Origin of the sequence: Ruoffia tabacinasalis, from assembly GCF_005864045.1 — a bacterium.
In the GTDB taxonomy this organism is placed as follows: domain Bacteria; phylum Bacillota; class Bacilli; order Lactobacillales; family Aerococcaceae; genus Ruoffia; species Ruoffia tabacinasalis.
In genome coordinates, this window is the sequence record NZ_VBSP01000042.1 from 1 (window position 1) to 19,583 (window position 19,583).

The window sequence follows — 19,583 nt, forward strand, 5'->3', positions numbered from 1 at the left end:
TTAGATTTCTTTGTGTTAAAATGAGTGTGTGACATGAAGATTCTCTCCTTATACTATGTTGTGGTGACTTAAGTATAACGAATCTTCATGTCTTTTTTTAGTGTTGCGTTTCATCTTACAACACACCTAATAATTTTAATTGAAATCTAATGAATTTAAAAATCTGCATAAAAAAACACCCCATAAGGGGTGTTTAATTGTGGTTTGGAATTATTGTTCGATTGAAGTAACAGTTCCGGCACCAACAGTACGTCCACCTTCACGGATAGAGAAACGAGTTCCATCTTCCATAGCGATTGGGTGAATTAATTCTACAGAGATAGTTACGTTGTCACCAGGCATTACCATTTCAGTTCCTTCTGGTAATTCGATGATTCCTGTAACGTCAGTTGTAGTAAAGTAGAATTGTGGGCGGTAGTTATCGAAGAATGGAGTATGACGTCCACCCTCTTCTTTAGATAATACATAAATCTCAGCAGAGAATTTAGTATGAGGTGTGATTGAACCTGGTTGAGCTAAAACTTGTCCACGTTCGATGTCATCACGTGTAACACCACGTAATAATGCACCAATGTTATCTCCCGCTTCAGCGTAATCTAACATTTTACGGAACATTTCAACACCAGTTACAGTTGTTTTTTGAGTATCTTTGATACCAACGATTTCAACTTCGTCACCAACTGAAACTTGTCCACGTTCTACACGACCAGTTGCAACTGTACCACGACCAGTAATTGAGAATACGTCCTCAACTGGCATCATGAATGGTTTGTCGATTTCACGAGCTGGTTCTGGAATGTATGAATCTACAGCTTCCATTAATTCTAAGATTTTAGCTTCGTAATCAGCGTCGCCTTCTAAAGCTTTTAATGAAGAGCCAACGATTACAGGAACATCGTCTCCTGGGTAATCGTATTCTGATAATAAGTCACGAACTTCTAATTCAACAAGTTCTAATAACTCTTCATCATCAACCATATCAGCTTTGTTTAAGTATACTACGAAGTATGGCACACCAACTTGACGTGATAATAAGATATGCTCACGAGTTTGTGGCATTGGTCCATCAGCAGCAGATACTACTAAGATAGCACCGTCCATTTGAGCAGCACCAGTGATCATGTTTTTAACGTAGTCCGCGTGTCCTGGCGCATCGATATGTGCGTAGTGACGGTTAGCAGTTTCATACTCAATATGTGAAGTATTGATTGTGATTCCACGTTCTTTTTCTTCAGGTGCGTTATCGATTGAAGCGTAGTCTTGAGCTTCACCAAAACCATTTTTAGCTAAAACTGTTGCGATTGCAGCAGAAGTAGTTGTTTTACCGTGGTCAACGTGACCTAAAGTCCCAATATTAACATGGGGTTTCGTACGTTCAAATTTTTCTTTTCCCATTATTTAATCCTCCTAAAATATATGTAACCTATTATAGATTATTTTTTAACCTATCGAAATGATTATACCGTGAAAGGAAGGTAAATTCAACCATTTACCTCCACATATTCACGTTTATAGCAAGCTTTCTGCTTAGTTATAAAGCAGATTATCTACCGCTATGTTTCTCGATGATTTCTTCTTGAATTGATTTTGGAACAGCTTCATAGTGGTCGAATTGCATTGTAAATGTACCACGACCTTGTGTAGCTGAACGTAAAGTTGTCGCGTAACCGAACATTTCTGCTAAAGGAATGAATCCTCGAACGATTTGTGCGTTACCACGAGCAGTTGTACCTTCGATGCGTCCACGTCTTGAGTTCACGTGTCCCATTACATCTCCTAAGTATTCTTCAGGAACTGTAACTTCAACTAACATCATTGGTTCTAGGATTGCTGGATCAGCTTTCTTAGCAGCTTCACGTAATGCTAATGAAGCCGCAACTTTGAAGGCAGTCTCAGATGAATCGACATCATGGTATGAACCATCGTAAAGCTTAGCTTTAACGTCGATTAATTCGAATCCTGCTAATACACCGTTTTCCATTGCGTCTTTAAGTCCTGCATCTACTGCTGGGATGTATTCACGAGGAACTACCCCACCAACAATTGCATCCTCAAATTCGTATCCGGCACCTTCTTCGTTAGGTGAGAATTCAATCCAAACGTGTCCGAATTGTCCTTTACCACCTGATTGACGAACGAATTTACCTTCTGCTTTAGTAGCAGCACGGAAAGTTTCACGGTATGAAACTTGTGGTGCACCAACACTTGCTGAAACTTTAAATTCACGTTTTAGACGGTCAACGATGATATCTAAGTGTAACTCACCCATACCAGCGATGATTGTTTGTCCAGTTTCGTGATCAGTTGTCGCACGGAAAGTTGGATCTTCTTCAGCTAATTTAGCAAGAGCTGCAGACATTTTGTCTTGGTCAGCTTTTGAATCTGGTTCAATTGCAACGTTAATAACTGGCTCTGGGAATTCCATTGATTCAAGAATCACTGGCGCGTTCTCAGCACATAAAGTATCACCAGTTGTTGTATTTTTAAGACCTACCGCAGCTGCGATATCTCCTGAGAATACTTCTGGGATTTCTTCACGTGAGTTAGCGTGCATTTGTAAGATACGACCAACACGTTCACGGTTATCTTTAGTCGCATTTAGAACGTATGAACCGGCAGCTAATGTACCAGAATATACACGGAAGAATGTTAGACGTCCTACGAATGGGTCAGTCATAACTTTGAATGCTAAAGCAGCAAAGTCTTCTGAATCATCAGCATGATGTTCTAAAGTATCTTCTGTTCCTGGAATAGTACCGATAATTGGTGGTACTTCTAGTGGTGATGGTAAGAAATCAACAACACCGTCTAGTAATAATTGTACCCCTTTGTTCTTGAATGAAGAACCAACATAAACTGGGTAGAACTCAACCGCAACTGTCGCTTTACGGATTGCCGCTTTAAGAGTTGCAACATCGATTTCTTCACCTTCTAGGTAAGACATCATAATGTCTTCATCTAAATCAGCGATAGCTTCAATTAAGTTTGTACGCCATGTGTCAGCTAATTCTTTCATGTCTTCAGGGATTTCAATTTCTTCAACGTTTTCACCTAAATCATCATGATAGTGGTATGCTTTCATGTCAATTAAGTCGATAATCCCGTCAAAGTCATCTTCTGCACCAATTGGTAATTGAACAGGGTGAGCATTTGCATCTAAACGGTCGTGAAGTGTTTCAGTCGCGTTTAAGAAATCAGCACCAAGTTTATCCATCTTATTGATATATACAATACGAGGAACACCGTAAGTTGTAGCTTGACGCCAAACTGTTTCAGTTTGAGGTTCTACACCTGATTGAGCATCTAATACAGTTACTGCACCATCAAGTACACGTAATGAACGTTCTACCTCTACGGTAAAGTCCACGTGACCTGGAGTATCAATAATGTTTACGCGGTGGTCATTCCATTGTGCAGTTGTAGCTGCAGATGTAATTGTAATACCACGCTCTTGTTCTTGCTCCATCCAGTCCATTTGTGATCCACCATCATGAGTTTCACCAATTTTGTGAATACGTCCTGTATAGTAAAGGATACGCTCAGTAGTTGTCGTTTTCCCTGCATCAATATGGGCCATGATTCCGATGTTACGCGTTTTATCAAGAGAAAATTCTCTCTTTGCCATACTATTTTACCCCTCTTTCAAATATATAATGAGTAATTGTCAATCGCCTATGCAAATTCTTGCATAAAACAGCCAACCAATTTCTACCAGCGGAAGTGCGCGAAGGCTTTATTGGCTTCAGCCATTTTGTGCATGTCTTCACGTTTCTTAACAGAAGCACCTGTATTATTAGCTGCGTCCATTAATTCACGTGCAAGCCGTGTTTCCATTGTTTTCTCCCCACGTAAACGTGAGTATTGAGTTAGCCAACGGATAGCTAAAGTATAACGACGTTCTGGACGAACTTCAATAGGAACTTGATAGTTAGAACCTCCGACACGACGAGCTTTAACTTCTAACAATGGCATAATATTTTCGATTGCTTGTTCGAAGACTTCTAATGGCTCTTGACCTGTTTCTTCACGAATAATATCGAAAGCTGAGTATAAGATTTTAGAAGCTTTTCCACGTTTACCATCAACCATGATACGGTTAATTGTACGTGTAACTAATTTTGAATTGTAAATTGGATCTGCTAAAACTTCACGTTTTGCTACATTACCTTTACGAGGCATTCAAACTCCTCCTTTCATAAGGAATTAATTTTATTTTTTATATTTATTTAGGTTTTTTTGTTCCGTATTTAGAACGGCTTTGACGACGTTCAGAAACACCAGCTGTATCTAACGCTCCACGAACGATGTGGTAACGTACCCCTGGTAAGTCTTTTACACGTCCTCCACGGATTAACACAACACTATGTTCTTGTAAGTTGTGCCCTTCTCCTGGAATGTATGCTGTAACTTCCATTAGGTTAGATAAACGAACACGCGCGTATTTACGTAACGCCGAGTTAGGTTTTTTAGGTGTCATAGTACCAACACGAGTACATACACCACGTTTTTGTGGTGACATAGTAGTTGTTGAAGTACGTTTATAACTGTTATATCCAACGTTTAAAGCTGGAGAGTTCGATTTAGTCGTTTTAGACTTACGTGGTTTATTAACTAATTGATTAATTGTAGGCATGAATTGTCCTCCTCCCGTCTTCTTTTCTTAGTCCACACATCCAAGTGTGTCATTTTATAGTAAAATTCAATAAACAACTTTTCAGTTGCTTAAGATAAGAGTTTTAAAGCAGTCAGCACGACTGATGACCAGGAATCTGTCATTAAAACACCTTAGGTATAGTATCATGAGGATTTACTTTCGTCAATAGTCTTGAGCATTTTTTTCAAAAAAAACCGACTATTTGTTAATTTTAAACAAATAGTCGGAAATATGTTATTTATCAGCGTTGATAAAGTCATACTTTTCAGGTTCTTCTTTGAATTTTCTCACAACATATGGACAAGTCGCTTTGATTTTCTTACCTTCTTTGTCCATTTCTGATACTAATTCATCTAAAAGTTTACCTGCAATTCCTTGTCCTCTTAATACGGGGTCTGTAAAAGTATGATCAGCGACTACCACTTGGTCGTTTGATGAGCTTGGTGGAAACGTAATTTCCGCTAATAGCTTATCTGTTTCGTCACGATATACAATTGCGTTACCTTCTCTTTTAAACTCCATTAAATCGCCTCCTTGACGTCTATATACATAGTTTACCATGGATAGATGATTTAATTAAATTTAATGCTTGAACGAAAAGTCTAGAAGCTATTAGTTGTTACGTAAAGTTGGGAATAATAATACATCACGAATAGATTGCACGTTTGTTAATAGCATAACTAGACGGTCAATTCCGATTCCTAACCCACCTGTTGGTGGCATACCGTATTCTAATGACTCTAAGAAATCTTCATCCACTGGATGCGCTTCGTCGTTTCCTTGATCTTTCTCTTCCATTTGAGCTTCAAAACGCTCACGTTGGTCAACTGGGTCTGTTAACTCAGTAAAGGCATTGCCATATTCATGGCCGGCGATAAATAATTCAAAACGATCTGTAAATCTTGGATTTTCTTGGTTTTTACGCGCCAAAGGTGAAATTTCTACTGGATGTCCAAATACAAACGTTGGTTGAACAATAGTATCTTCACATTTATCTTCAAAGAAATTATTAATAATATGTCCAACGGTTGTGTCATGGTCGTTGACAGTCACATGATGTTCTTTAGCTAAAGCTTTTGCTTCTTCATAAGACATTTCTTGCCAGAAATCAACGCCAGTCGTTTCTTTAATAATATCTACCATATGAACACGACGCCATTCTGACTCTAAATCAATCGTTTGATCGTCATATTCCAATACACCAGAGCCTAATACTTTATTAGCCACATGTTTAATTAATGATTCTGTTAAATCCATGACATCCGTAAAAATACTGTATGCAGTATATACTTCTAACATAGTAAATTCAGGGTTATGTGTTGTATCCACACCTTCATTACGGAATACACGACCAATTTCGTAAACTTTCTCAAATCCACCAACTACAAGACGTTTTAGATGTAATTCTAAAGCGATTCGTAAATATAATTCCATTTCTAAGGCGTTATGGTGTGTAATAAATGGTCTGGCATTTGCTCCACCTGCGATATTATGTAAAACCGGTGTTTCAACTTCCATATAATCATTGTCATCTAAATAACGACGGATTTCTGAGATGATTTTAGATCGATTCACAAAACGTTCACGACTCTCATCATTACTAATTAAGTCTAAGTATCGTTGACGGTAGCGTTGTTCTATATTCGCTAAACCATGATATTTATCAGGCAATGGACGTAAAGCTTTAGTTAATGGAGTAAAAGACGTTGCACGAACGGATAATTCACCCGTATTTGTCTTGAATAAATACCCCTCAACACCAACAATATCTCCTAAGTCAGCTTGTTTGTACCAATCATAACTTTCTTCACCAATCATATCTTTACGTACATAAAGTTGAATACGGCCTTTCATGTCTTGGATATGGGCAAATCCAGCTTTACCTTTACCGCGCTTAGACACCATACGTCCTGCAACTTTTACGTTAATTTTTTCAGCTTCTGATAATTCTTCTTTAGTAAGGTGATCAAATTCACTTACGATATCTACTGAATAGTGTGTTCTTGTAAAACCAGCATCAAATGGGTTGACGCTATCTGATTCTAACATTGAAGTCATTTTTTCACGACGAACTAATAGTTGGTCATTTAACTCTTCATGTGTTTGCTCTTGATTATCACTCACGTTATTCACTCCTCATTTACTTTATTACTTCTCTTAAAAATTAAAGCACATCTAACAAACAAATACAATGCTTGTCTTTATTATCTATATTAGGCTTCTTCTACTAATGCAGTCAATTCCTCTTCACTAAACTGATAGGCTTCATTACAGTAATGACAAACTACTTCTGCGCCATGATCCTCGTCAATCATTGCTTGAATATCGTCTTTGCCTAATAATTTAATTCCATCAGAGAAACGTTCCTTCGAACAATGACAGTTAAAGCGGACATCTAAATAATCTAAAATCTTAGAATTACCTTCGCCAACTAATCTATCTAATAGCTGTTCTACGGTTAAACCACTATTTAACAAATCAGATACTCTACCTAAGTTATTAATTTTATCTTCTAAAGCAGAGATAGTTTCTTCAGTTGCCCCTGGCATGACTTGAATCATAAAGCCACCGGCTTGTGCCACAATATCACCTTTATCAACTAAAACGCTTAGTCCAATCGATGAAGGCGTTTGTTCTGACACTGCCATATAATAGGTAAAGTCTTCTGCGAGCTCCCCACTGATTAATGGCACTTGGCCAGTGTAAGGTTCGTAGTTTTCAATTTGTTTACTGACTTTTAAGAACCCTGGTAAGCCTACGGCACCTTTGACATCAATTTTGCCTTCTTCATTTGAATCTAAAGCAACTTGTGGGTTATTTACAAAACCTCTCAAGTTCATTTTTGCATCACTTGTCGCTAGAATTCGACCTAAAGGTCCTTCCCCTGTGATATCTGCAGTTATTTGGTCATTCCCTTTTAAATTCGCAGCGAGTAAGGCTGTCCCAATTAAAGTTCTCCCTAATGCAGCTGTCGCAGTGCGCCAAGTATCGTGATGTCTTCTTGCTTCTTCAACTGTATTTTTCGCATCAATCACATACACTTTAACTTGCCCATCAAAGGCAAGCGCACGTAATAATTTATCAGTCATATGTTCATTCCTCCATGAAAATTCCATGTTGCATTGTAATGTATTACCTTTTTATTTTCAACTAACATATAATACCACACATTCTTTAGTGAAATCATCATCAAAAGGTCTTTTCTCACTTTCACATATCTTACCACCAAGTCAGTGAAAATACACACAGAATATAAAAAAGCTCTCCAAGTTTTCACCTGTAAGAGCTTTGTTTTATTTAATTTTTTATATAGTCTCTTAAATTCCATGATTCACTGTAGTAACTTGAGTCAATCTCTTTTAGTTTGTCTGAAATCAGTGGTTCAAACTCCATCCAATCTAAGATATCTTTTTCTAAGTCTAGTCCTTGAGCAATTTCTATTAGCACAAGTTTTGAATCTTTATTAATTTCAAATACAGCTCTGTCCGTTACAATGATGATTTCTTTGCCATTAGCAATGGCTTCTTTACTTGAGAAAGTAATATACGACAAGTCTGATTTAAACTTCTTATCGACACCTGCGTGATTAATGACGAGTTGTCCATTCTCTACGCTAGTTTCCCCTTTAACTGTAAAGGTGCCAATAAAGATTATTTTTGAAGCACTTGCTGAAATATCGATCATACCACCTGGACCAATGAGCATCTCTCCGATTTGTGTAGTGTTCATGTTCCCATTAGCATCCATCTGACCAAAGCCCAACACAGTTGTATCTACGCCACCCCCGTGATAATAATCAAACATATCTAAAGTATTGATAATCGCATCTGCATTGTAATTCGTACCATAATTATAATCTGAAGCTGTCATTCCACCGATTGCACCTAAGTCTGTGTTCAAAGTGAACTGATCTAATAGATCGGCTTCATTAATTAACCGTGACACTTTATCTGCCATTCCAACGCCAATATTGATAAAACTATTTGGCTTTAACTCTCGCACCGCCCGTCTTGCGATCACTGTTTTGTTATCCAAGGGTAACTCCCGACTCTTCACTTTTGGTGTTCTAATTTCATTGGATAAGAGCGGACTGTACTGGGTCATAAAGGTTTGTTGATGGTATTCTGGCTTAGCTTTTACAACATAATCAACGAGTACACCCGGAACATCAACTTCTTTAGCTGGAAGCGTTCCAGTTGCTACGACGTCCTCAACTTGAGCAATGACAATTCCACCTGCGTTCTTCGCTGCCATCGCAAGTGTGAGTGCTTCGAGTTTCAAAGGCTCATGAATAAATGATAAGTTTCCTTTAGGATCTGCATAGGTCGCTTTGATAAAAGACACATTGATGGGTAAAGGTTTAAAATACAACCATTCTTCCCCATTCACTTTAGTAACTTCTACCAATTCTTCGGCTGCTTTTGCCCGATCATTAATGCGTCCACCCTCTTGGCGAGGGTCTACAAACGTTCCAATACCAACTTTACTCCACACACCCGGTCCTTTGGCTGCTGCATCTCGGTAGAGTTTACCAATGATTCCTTGTGGGAGCATATACAATTCATACTGATTTGCTAGAGCTGCTTTTGCTGATAAAGGCGCCCCACTCATGTGCGTTCCGATAAAACGCTTTAACAAACCGGGTTCAAGCAAGTAATCCATACCTGTTCCTTCGCCGCGACTCATTCCAGCCACAGCCATTAAAGTAACATCTTTTGGATGTTGATGTTCTTTGTAGTAGGCACCCAGTTCTTTTAATAACTCTTCTGGCATACCCCCTAAACCATATGTCGTTGTCGCAATCTGAGCATGATCTGGAACATATTGCATGACATCTTTTACTGAGATTTCTTTTGTATCCATCTATACACCTCTTAATTTGTTGATAAAAAAGTAGACTCAGTGTTTGCCACTCAGTCTACTCAATGAATTTTATTTAGTTGACCTTTAATTCGCTTAATTTGAATTTAATTGTGTCATACGTGTGTGCACTTGATTAAAGTCTTCGAGCATTTCAGTGAAGATATCTGATACCGGTTTAATCTCATGGATTCGACCAATCCCTTGTCCCATACTTAATTGTGAACCATCGATATCTCCATTTTTCATCGCTTCATAGGAGCGTCTACCTGAAATTAACGGCATCAACTCTTCTAAAGTCGCTCCATTCGCTTCTGCTTTAAGAATATCTTGAGCCACCTTATTATTAGCGACACGCATCGCATTGCGAAGTGACTTCATTGTTAAGACCGTCCCATACTCTGGAACAGATAATAAGGCTTGGCGATAAGCATCAGATGCATTCACTTCAGGCGTCGCTAGGAACCGAGTAGACATTAACACACCGTCCACTCCTAATGCCATGGCAGCATACATACTCTTACCATCAACAATCCCTCCCGCTGCAAGAACAGGTACATCCAATTCTTCAGCTGCTTTTGCCCAAAGGATTTGACCACTGACTTGATCTAAGCCCGGATGCCCACCACCTTCTGCTCCGACCATTGTAATAATATCCGCACCATCAGATTGAGCCGCTAAAGCGTGTCGAATTGACGTTACTTTATGAATGACAATAATACCTGCATCTTTCAGTGGTTGAATGAATTTGTCCGGTCTTTGTCCTGAAGTTTCAACAACCGGTACCTTTTCTTCAATTAACACTTGAATATAATCATTAATTACTGCTGGCATCACAACTTCTGGCACTAAAGAAATATTAAAGGCAAAAGGCTTATCAGTTAAACTGCGCACTTTTCGAATTTCTTCTCGCAAGGCATCAACATCTGGAAAAGCCATCGCTGGAACAATTCCTAATCCACCTGCATTAGATACCGCTGAAGCTAATTCCGCTAGCGACATATATTGCATGGCCCCTTGAATAATTGGGTACTTAATATTTAATAGTTCCGTGACTCTTGTTTGCATCGAATCATCTCTCCTTCAAATTTCGATGATGATAGAGCGATGATTTTAAACAAATAACAAACTATTTCCTATGAAGTTTTGTTACCCGTTCCTAGCTCATATCTAATCATCTAATAAAAAATCGTATTTTAATGTATTATTTTCAAAGTGAAAATTATTATATATAGATTGAAAAACAAAATCTTCCACTTTAGAATAATGCTTCTTCTTCTCTCGCATTAACGTCGGGATATACGGAATTGGATCCTCAAAACGCTTTTCTACTACCCCCATTTGGTTTAGTCTTGAAATAAACATACTAAAGTAAACTGTCGGTAAAAGAGCGATTAATTCGTTGTAGATCACTGTTTCTATCATATAATCCCAAGAACTTGAGGTAAATAATTGCTTTGCTGTACTGTTATTTTCTTTTAATTTGTCTTCTACAAAATAATAGACGGCATCTTTTTTGTTATAGGTTACATAATGATAGCTGTCTAAGTGGTTCCATTTTAGTAAACGTTTTGTAACGAGTGGATGATCTGGTCCCATAAAGGCGACCACTTCAGTTCGAACTAAGGGATGTACTTCATATTTTGACGTATTAAAATCTTTCGGCGGTGCTAGAACTGCGATATGAATGACATTATCTTCTAGCATCTGTTGTAATTCATTCGTGCCTGCTTCAACAATTTCGATATGTGCATCTGGATTCTCTATCAGAAAGCGAGGTATAAATTTATTAAAGAAAAAACGTAAATACGTTGGGTGAATCCCAATTTTTATCGTCCCTTTTTGGAATAAAGATTCTCTTTCAATGACATGTTCAAGTCCATTATATTGATTTAATACTTTTAATGCTGATTGATACACATGCATTCCAGAATCAGAAACATTCACAATTCGCCCATTTTTTCGATTGAATAAAGAAACTCCCTGTTGATGTTCAAAGTTTTTAATAAACTGACTCAACGCTGACTGAGAAACATATAAATTCTCAGCCGCGACAGTCAGGTTACAATCTGATTGAACAATTTCTACAAAATATTGCATTTGACTAATTTCCATCATTCTAAGCACCTCAAATTCTTAATATATCTGGATAGTATTGTATGCTTACAGTGTATCACAGCAATACTAATTTCCTTTGAATTTTGGTTGCCTTTTACTTAAAAATGCTGCAACCGCTTCAGAATGATCATCACTTAACGAACTAGCCCTCATATACTTCGCTTCTAAAAGGTTCGTATCATCCATTTGAGGATATAAGATACTCGCTAATAATGCTTTTTGGTGCGCTATTGTTTGAGTCGGCCCATGAGCTAGCTTTTGAGCTAATGCTTGGGCTTCATCAAGTAAATCTTCATCTGCAACTTTACTATAAGCGAGGCCATATTCGACTGCCAATTCCGCATCAATCGGTTCATTCAACATAATATGTTTCATCGTTCGGTATGATCCTAAAGCTTGTTGTAAATTGTACATCAAACCAGTATCTCCCGGGAAAGCCATATTAATAAACGCCGTAAGTAAGCGACTCTGAGTCCCCATCACAATGAAATCACATGATAATGCGAGTCCTAAGCCTGCTCCTGCAGCCACACCATTAATGGCTGCAATCACGGGTTTTGAATTTTGTCGGATACTTCGAACCATTTCTCCTGTTTTAAGGACACCGTCTTCTGGTATTCCTTGTCCGGTATCAATGAGGTGTTGGAAGTATTTAACATCTCCTCCTGCACAGAAATACTTTCCTGCACCTGTTAAGATAACCGCCTTTACTTCTGGATTTTGATCGATATCTGCCATTACATCAATAATTTCTTGATACGTCGTTTCTGAAAAAGCATTTCCATACTCTTCTCGATTAATTGTAACGGTCGCGACTTGGTTCTCTATTGTGTATAGAATCGTTTGATACATTACTTATCTCCTTACTTTCATTGATTAAGGTTTAGTACTAATGAATATATTCAAAAATACCTGCAGCACCCATACCGGCTCCGATACACATTGATACCATTCCATATTTCGAACCTTTACGTTTACCCATCTCGGCTAATAAGCGTGATGTCAGCACGGCTCCGGTTGCACCCAGTGGATGTCCTAAAGCAATTGCTCCTCCGTTAACGTTTGTAATATTTGTGTTTATTCCTAATTCACGAATTGAAGCTAGCGCTTGAGAAGCAAAGGCTTCGTTTAATTCGATTAAGTCCAAATCTTCTAGTTTTAAGCCCGTTAATTCTAAAACTTCTGGAATAGCATAGGCTGGTCCGATCCCCATATATTTCGGATCGACTCCTACAGCTTTATAGCCAACAAAGCGGGCGATTGGCTTCACGCCTAATTCTTTTACCTTTTCGCCTGACATGATGACAACAAAACTTGCGCCGTCACTTACTTGCGATGATGTTCCTGCAGTGACAGATCCGTCTGCTTTAAAGATTGTTCTTAGTTTCCCTAAAGTTTCAGTTGTTGATTCTGGACGAATTCCTTCATCTTTATCGAATTTTACCTCTTTAACTTGAGGTCCATTTTTTGTGTATTCAACTTTATGTGTTGTTACGGGGATGATTTCATCATCAAAGCGTCCTTCTGTTTGTGCACCATGTGCACGTTGATGACTTTGCACTCCAAATTCATCCTGATCTTCTCGAGTGACATTATATTTAGTTGCGACATTTTCAGCAGTGAGTCCCATTGGATACGAAACACCTGAATCTTCTGCTTGTAGTGTAGGGTTGTTTGTTACTTCATTGCCTCCCATTGGGACTGAACTCATGAACTCAACTCCACCTGCTACCAATACTTCTGATTGACCAGCCATAATGGCATTTGCAGCAATGGCAATCGTTTGTAATCCTGATGAGCAGTAACGGTTCACTGTCTGTCCTGCAACAGAGTAAGGTAATCCTGCTCTTAAAGCAATCGTACGAGCAAAATTCATACCTTGAATTCCTTCTGGGAAGGCACAACCAACAATCACATCTTCGATAAGCGCTGGATCAAAGTCGCCATCAACACGATCGATGACACCCTTTAATACTTCAGCTGCAATATCATCTGGACGGTCGTTGGCAAGGGCTCCATTCGCTTTTCCTTTTCCAATAGCCGAACGTCCATAAGCAACGATATAAGCATCTTGCATAATTAATTCATTCCTTTCAAGTTTCCGTATTAATTTCTTAACGGTTTACGCGTTTGTAACATATGCGAAATTCGTTCGAATGTCTTTTGATTTTTACTTAATTTTAGGAAATGTTGTTTCTCAAGATGTTGTAACCATTCTTGATTAACATAGGTTCCTTCTGGGAGCTCTCCACCTGTCATTACATCTGCAATCGCAAGTCCTAACTCCATGTCATAATCACTAATAAAGTGTCCTAGGCGCATTGAATCTAATTGCCCTTCGACCACTGCTTTAAAGTTTGTTCCTAAGGCTGGGAAGTTAACTTTTGATCTTTGAATGTAATTTACTTTAGTTAAATAAGTTAATTTCTCAATGGCTACGTCCACAACTTTATCCGCATTCATAATAATGTCATCTGACCCTCTTAAGTAATATTTACGACGGGCTTCATAAGCACTCATTGAAACATCTCCAGATGCAATACGTGTAATAACTGCACCTAAAGTCTTCATCTTACTTGCTTTTTGCTCGTCTCGAGTCATCACGCGTTCTGTTAATTCTGCTAGGCCGCCGCCACCAGGAATAAGTCCTACACTGACTTCAACTAAACCGATATAACTTTCTGCCGCTGCTACAACATAAGGAGAGGCTAACATTAGTTCGGCTCCACCACCTAAAGCGCGTCCTCTAACTGCTGTAACAATCGGTTTACTACTGTAGCGAACGCGGTTCACTGCTTCATGTAACTCGCTTATTGTTTTACCTATTAAAGTATCGACTTCCTCGAGTTCTATAGCTTTCTTCATCATATTCAAGTTAGCTCCCGGACTAAAATGTGGTCCATCCGAGTAAATAACCATTCCAGAATAATGACCTGACTCTAACTCGTCTACAGCTTTTATCAGCCCTTTTGTTAATCCTTCATCAATGGTGTTGTTTGGTGTATGGAACTTGAATAATAATTGATCCGTGTTTATTACACTTAATGTTGTATCGTCATCTTTCCAAATTTCTTTCTCTATACGATCTTCAATCGGTGTAATATTTTCAAGTACTTCGCCTTCCTTATAGAAGCTTTCTGTTCTATTTGCTACCCATTCAGGTAATTCCCCTACTTCTGCTTGGATTCTTTCTTTCACACGGTCAAAGCCCATTAAATCCCACAGTTGGAAAGGTCCGACTTTCCAGTTAAAGCCCCAAACCATTGCACGATCAATGTCTTTATAATCTTTTGCCGCTTTAGGAACATTATTTGCCGCATAGAAAAATGTGCTTCTCAAAGTTTCCCATAAGAATTTACCCGCTTTGTCTTCTGCATTAAAGATAACATCTAAGTTTTCTTTTAAGTCACGTCCAAAATGAGATAATATTTCTAATTGAGGTTTGCTTGGCTCGACGTACTCCATAGTTTCGGGATCTAATACTAGACGTTTACGTCCTTCTTTTTTGTAGAATCCATAACCTGCTTTATTTCCCAAAGCTCCTTTTTCTAATAGTTTTGGTAAAAGCGATGAATTGTTGAAGTAAGGTTGCTCACTAGGATCTTTCATTAATCCACCTACAACAAAGGCAGCAATATCATTTCCGACTAAGTCTGATAAACCATAAGTTCCTGTTCGAGGTCTTCCAATTGCTTTACCTGTTAAAGCATCCACCTCAACAATTGATAAGCCGTCACGCTTTGCACGGTACATAATGTCTGCCATCGCATGTGTTCCTGTTCTATTGGCGATAAAGGCTGGGACATCATTAGCAATCACAACACCCTTTCCTAAGACATCTTCTGAGAATTGTTTAACTACTTCTACCGTTTCTTCAGATGTATTCTTCGTTGGAATAATTTCTAATAATTTCATATAGCGCGGTGGATTGAAGAAATGCATCCCTAAGAAACGTTCTTGTTCGCCGCTTTCGAACACTTTAGCAATTGCTTCAATTGGGATTCCAGATGTATTTGTTGCTAGAATTGCTTCTTCTTTAGCGACCTGTTTAATCTTTGTCCAAATATCGTGCTTGATTTTAATATCTTCTTTAACAGCTTCAATAAAGATATCTGAATCTGATGGTTCCACTAAATCATCAGCAAAATTTCCATAAGATAAGTTCCCTTCGAAATTTAAATCATATAACATCGATTTCTTTTTGTTTGTAATTCTGTCATAACCCGCTTTAGATAGTTTATTACGATCTTCTTCGTCAATTACAACGTCTAATAATTGCACTTTAATCCCTGCATTTACAAGTAGGGCTGCAATTTGACTTCCCATGACACCTGCACCTAATACGGTTGCTTTTCTAATTGTCATTATTATTTCCCTCCAAAATATATCGTTTTACTTTAAAAGTGACTCAGCCATTTCCAAATTTGTTTGGAAATGACTGTCACTTGATAAATATTAGTTAAATGCTGATTGTCCAGTCATTGCTCGTCCAATTACTAAGGCATTAATTTCGTGTGTACCCTCATATGTATAAACAGCTTCTGCATCTGAGAAGAATCTTGCGATATCGTAATCGACAACAATTCCGTTCCCCCCACAAATTCCACGACCCATTGCTACAGTCTCACGTAAGCGAAGAGCATTAATCATCTTACCTACTGAAGTAACGATTTCATTGTAGTCACCATTCTCTTGTTGGCGAGCAATTTGTGAACAAAGGGCCATTGCAGATGTTACGTTTGCTTGCATCATCGCTAATTTCTCTTGAACTAATTGGTAATTTGAGATGTCTTTTCCAAATTGTTTACGTTCAGTTACATATTTAAGGGTTGCTTGAAGTGCACCTGCCATCGCTCCTGTCGCCATGAAAGCTACGCCTGCACGAGTTGAGTAAAGAACTTTAGCAATATCTTTAAAACTATTGATGTTTTGTAGACGATCACTTTCATCTACTACGACATCTTTTAAGTGAATATTTGCGTTTGGTACAATACGAAGTGCAATTTTATTTTCAATAATGTCAATGTCTAATCCTTCTTGGCCTGCTTTGACGATAAAGCATTTTGGTTTGTTTGTTTCTTCGTCTCTTGCATAAACTGGAATTAAGTCAGCAACTGATGCGCCACCAATCCAGCGTTTAGCTCCATTAAGAATCCATTTGTCACCTTCACGACGTGCTGTCGTATCTAAGCCCCACGCAACGTCAGATCCATGATCAGGTTCTGTTAAAGCGAAGCAAGTACGTAATTCATGGCTCGCTAATTTAGGGACATATTTTTGAACTTGTTCTGGACTACCTCCAAATAAGAATGAATTAAACCCTAAGCCTGAGTGAACTCCAATTAAAGTATTTAATGATACGTCGAATCTCGACATAGCAAAGGCGAAGAAAAATTGGAATAATTGACTCGTTTGTTTCTTACCTTCTCGCCCTTCGAATAATAAAGGGTTTGTATAGTATCCTAATTTACCGATATCTTCAAAAAATCCTTTTGGCACTTCTGCATCAACCCAAGCTTGATTAACTACGGGACGATACTTTGTTTCTAGCAGCTCCACTAATTGTCTTAAAAACTCAACTTCTCCATCTGTTAAACCTTCGCTAATGTTTAAAATATCCTCAGGGAATAATTGTTTTAATACTTCTTTTCTGTTGTCCATTTTCATTTGCCTCCTAAAATTTTCAATAACATGTATTGCTTACACAAAAATGATAACGTTTACAATTCATATAATACGCTGTTAATTAGACCCCGTGAAATAACGGAGCCTTATCTTATACATTAGGGAGCTTAATAAAGGGTTTTATTTTGATTTCCACTCATTTAAACGGCCTGGTTATTAACTGAACTAATAAGTTGAATAAGAATAACATAGAGAAACAGCTATCTTGAGCGGAATATTTCAGTTATCTATTACGGTTCTACAATAAATAGGGTTGATGACAAAAATTAAAATGTCATCAACCCTATTTGACAAAGAGCCTCTATTACGAAAACTTAATAGACAACACAAAAAAGCCCGACTATTTAGCCGGGACTTTAACATTAAATATTCAATTCATCTGTGATTGTTGACTTCGCATAGTCATTCATCATCTTCTCTAGTTCTAGACGATCAGGTTTTCCAACAGAGTTAACTGGTATTTCATCAATCTCTAAGTATAGTTTCGGCACTTTATAACCTGCAAGGTTTTTCAAGCAGTATTCATCTAGGACTTCTCTATAATTTTCTGAACCAAGTGCTTCTTTATTCAACATGATGGCAGCAGATACGGATTCACCAAATTTAGGATGTTCATATCCTAAGACAATTGCCGAGCGAATTAGAGGATGTTGACTTAGAATCGCTTCGACTTCTGATGGCAACACGTTTTCTCCACCTGTAATAATTAATTCTTTCAGGCGGTTAACTATAGTAATCTCACCTAATTCATTAATAAAGCCCATGTCTCCTGTTCTAAAGAAGCCATCATGGAAGGCTTTTTCATTTTCTTCTGGTAAATTCCAGTAGCCTGGTGTGACATTTTTACCTTTAACGAGTAATTCTCCGATGTCTCCCACTGGGACTTCTTCTAAATCTTCATTAACAATTTTCGCTTCAACAAACATCAGCGCTTGTCCAATTGATTGTGGATTGTTCACTGCATATTCGTATTTATTATAGGTTAATAATGGTGCTTCAGTTAAACCATAGGCATTAATAATAATTTTACCCATTTGTTGGAACACTTTTTGAACTGCTGGTAAAGGAGGTGAACCCCCAGAAACAAGTAGTTCAATATTCATAACATTCTCAGGTTTAAATTCCGGATGGGCGATAATGGCATAGTACATCGTTGGGATTAAAACTAGAACAGTCGGTTCATACTTCACGATCCAATCATTAATGGTTTCATGATTGAAGTATCTTTCTAATACGATTGTTCCTCCAACCATTAACATCGGAATGACAATATCAATAAAACCTAAGATATGGAACATAGGCGCACTCGCAATTGTTTTCCAATCACTCGTCATATTCCAAGATAAGTTTTGATTAAAGCCATTATTTAAGTAACTTTCATGCGTGTGTATAACACCTTTCGGTCTACCCGTTGATCCACTCGTATAAATTAACATGGCGATGTCTTGTAAGTCTAAATTAACACTTTCAAAAGGTGTATAATTCTCAAGATTCACGATTTCATTATATTCTGGTCCATCTACATTATATTTAATAAACTCTTGCGGAACTTCGGTGAGTCGTTCAAGATGGTTAGTTGCGTAAACGATATATTCTAAACCAGCATCTTTAACTACTTTACCAATTTCGATTGGCTTTAATCTCCAATTAAGCGGAACAAAAACAGCCCCAATTTTTATAGCAGCCAACAGAAAATCAATAATGGCAATATCATTTGGGACAAAGGTACCGATTCGGTCTCCTCGTTTAATTCCTTCATTCTCCACTAAATGTCGTGCTAACATTTCAGCACGTTGATTTAGTTGTTCATAAGTAAATTCCGTTTGTTTAATAGGGTCAATTACAGCCACCTTGTCAGGTGTGTCTACCGCACGCGTTTTTATCCAATCCAAATTCATTGTCTTATTCTCCTTAGACTTTAAATTTGTAAACGCTACCATTTTTTGTTACCTTCATTCTACTAAAGATAATCGATTTGTCTAGTGTTTTATTGCTTATTATAAATTTTTATATGCATTTAACTCGTAAATTTAACAGTTTAATCCTTTAGAAATCCTTTCATATCAATCTTCAAATATATAAATTTCAAAATTGAAAAAACAAAAAAACCGACTACCCAAAATGGATAATCGATTTCTTGGTTCATGAATTTTTGATGTTGGTGGACCGAGGAGCCAGGTGACGCAGTCACCTTGGCTCTTTTTTTATTCCTATGTTTAAGTGTCTCTCTATGCAACGATAGTTTGTGTTGTGTTCTCATCTTTAA

At 37.9% G+C, this 19,583-nt stretch carries 16 protein-coding genes; all 16 read right to left on the bottom strand.

What is annotated here, in order from left to right; translation table 11 throughout:
* Nucleotides 1-210: 210 nt before the first annotated feature.
* The gene (tuf, locus tag FEZ33_RS09735) at nucleotides 211-1,395 is read right to left on the bottom strand and encodes an elongation factor Tu (RefSeq protein WP_138405195.1); all 1,185 of its coding nucleotides are present in this window, start codon (nucleotides 1,393-1,395) and stop codon (nucleotides 211-213) included.
* A 148-nt stretch (nucleotides 1,396-1,543) separates the two neighbouring features.
* A complete protein-coding gene (fusA, locus tag FEZ33_RS09740) occupies nucleotides 1,544-3,625 on the bottom strand; it encodes an elongation factor G (RefSeq protein ID WP_138405196.1) in 2,082 nt (693 codons plus the stop codon).
* 83 nt (nucleotides 3,626-3,708) lie between these two features.
* Nucleotides 3,709-4,179, bottom strand: a complete 471-nt coding sequence (gene rpsG / locus FEZ33_RS09745) for a 30S ribosomal protein S7 (RefSeq protein ID WP_138405197.1) — start codon at nucleotides 4,177-4,179, stop codon at nucleotides 3,709-3,711.
* Between the two features lie 43 nt (nucleotides 4,180-4,222).
* On the bottom strand, nucleotides 4,223-4,633 hold the full coding sequence (rpsL, locus tag FEZ33_RS09750; RefSeq protein WP_138405198.1) for a 30S ribosomal protein S12: 411 nt from the start codon (nucleotides 4,631-4,633) through the stop codon (nucleotides 4,223-4,225).
* Nucleotides 4,634-4,888: 255 nt separating this feature from the next.
* Complete coding sequence (locus tag FEZ33_RS09755) at nucleotides 4,889-5,176, bottom strand: GNAT family N-acetyltransferase (protein ID WP_138405199.1); 288 nt, start codon at nucleotides 5,174-5,176, stop codon at nucleotides 4,889-4,891.
* Nucleotides 5,177-5,266: 90 nt separating this feature from the next.
* A complete protein-coding gene (lysS, locus tag FEZ33_RS09760) occupies nucleotides 5,267-6,712 on the bottom strand; it encodes a lysine--tRNA ligase (RefSeq protein WP_438943015.1) in 1,446 nt (481 codons plus the stop codon).
* A 155-nt stretch (nucleotides 6,713-6,867) separates the two neighbouring features.
* Nucleotides 6,868-7,743: an Hsp33 family molecular chaperone HslO gene (gene hslO, locus FEZ33_RS09765; protein ID WP_138405201.1), complete on the bottom strand. Its 876-nt coding sequence runs from the start codon at nucleotides 7,741-7,743 to the stop codon at nucleotides 6,868-6,870.
* A 208-nt stretch (nucleotides 7,744-7,951) separates the two neighbouring features.
* Entirely contained in the window at nucleotides 7,952-9,517 is a 1,566-nt protein-coding gene (locus FEZ33_RS09770) for an acyl CoA:acetate/3-ketoacid CoA transferase (RefSeq protein WP_138405202.1), read from the bottom strand.
* 93 nt (nucleotides 9,518-9,610) lie between these two features.
* Nucleotides 9,611-10,582, bottom strand: coding sequence for an NAD(P)H-dependent flavin oxidoreductase (locus FEZ33_RS09775; RefSeq protein ID WP_138405203.1), 972 nt, complete (start codon nucleotides 10,580-10,582; stop codon nucleotides 9,611-9,613).
* Nucleotides 10,583-10,684: 102 nt separating this feature from the next.
* Complete coding sequence (locus FEZ33_RS09780) at nucleotides 10,685-11,632, bottom strand: LysR family transcriptional regulator (RefSeq protein WP_138405204.1); 948 nt, start codon at nucleotides 11,630-11,632, stop codon at nucleotides 10,685-10,687.
* A 66-nt stretch (nucleotides 11,633-11,698) separates the two neighbouring features.
* Nucleotides 11,699-12,484, bottom strand: coding sequence for an enoyl-CoA hydratase/isomerase family protein (locus FEZ33_RS09785; protein WP_138405205.1), 786 nt, complete (start codon nucleotides 12,482-12,484; stop codon nucleotides 11,699-11,701).
* 37 nt (nucleotides 12,485-12,521) lie between these two features.
* Complete coding sequence (locus FEZ33_RS09790) at nucleotides 12,522-13,709, bottom strand: thiolase family protein (protein WP_138405206.1); 1,188 nt, start codon at nucleotides 13,707-13,709, stop codon at nucleotides 12,522-12,524.
* A gap of 29 nt (nucleotides 13,710-13,738) precedes the next feature.
* Nucleotides 13,739-15,997 carry a 3-hydroxyacyl-CoA dehydrogenase/crotonase FadB gene (fadB, locus tag FEZ33_RS09795; RefSeq protein ID WP_138405207.1) on the bottom strand — a complete coding sequence of 753 codons (2,259 nt, stop codon included), beginning with the start codon at nucleotides 15,995-15,997 and terminating at the stop codon, nucleotides 13,739-13,741.
* Nucleotides 15,998-16,087: 90 nt separating this feature from the next.
* Nucleotides 16,088-17,293, bottom strand: a complete 1,206-nt coding sequence (fadE, locus tag FEZ33_RS09800; RefSeq protein ID WP_138405208.1) for an acyl-CoA dehydrogenase FadE — start codon at nucleotides 17,291-17,293, stop codon at nucleotides 16,088-16,090.
* Nucleotides 17,294-17,679: 386 nt separating this feature from the next.
* Nucleotides 17,680-19,215 (bottom strand): long-chain-fatty-acid--CoA ligase FadD, encoded by a 1,536-nt coding sequence (gene fadD / locus FEZ33_RS09805; protein ID WP_138405209.1) that lies wholly within the window; start codon nucleotides 19,213-19,215, stop codon nucleotides 17,680-17,682.
* A gap of 140 nt (nucleotides 19,216-19,355) precedes the next feature.
* Nucleotides 19,356-19,583, bottom strand: a 228-nt coding sequence (locus FEZ33_RS12595; RefSeq protein ID WP_212746688.1) for a hypothetical protein, incomplete at its 5' end; no start/stop codon positions are given.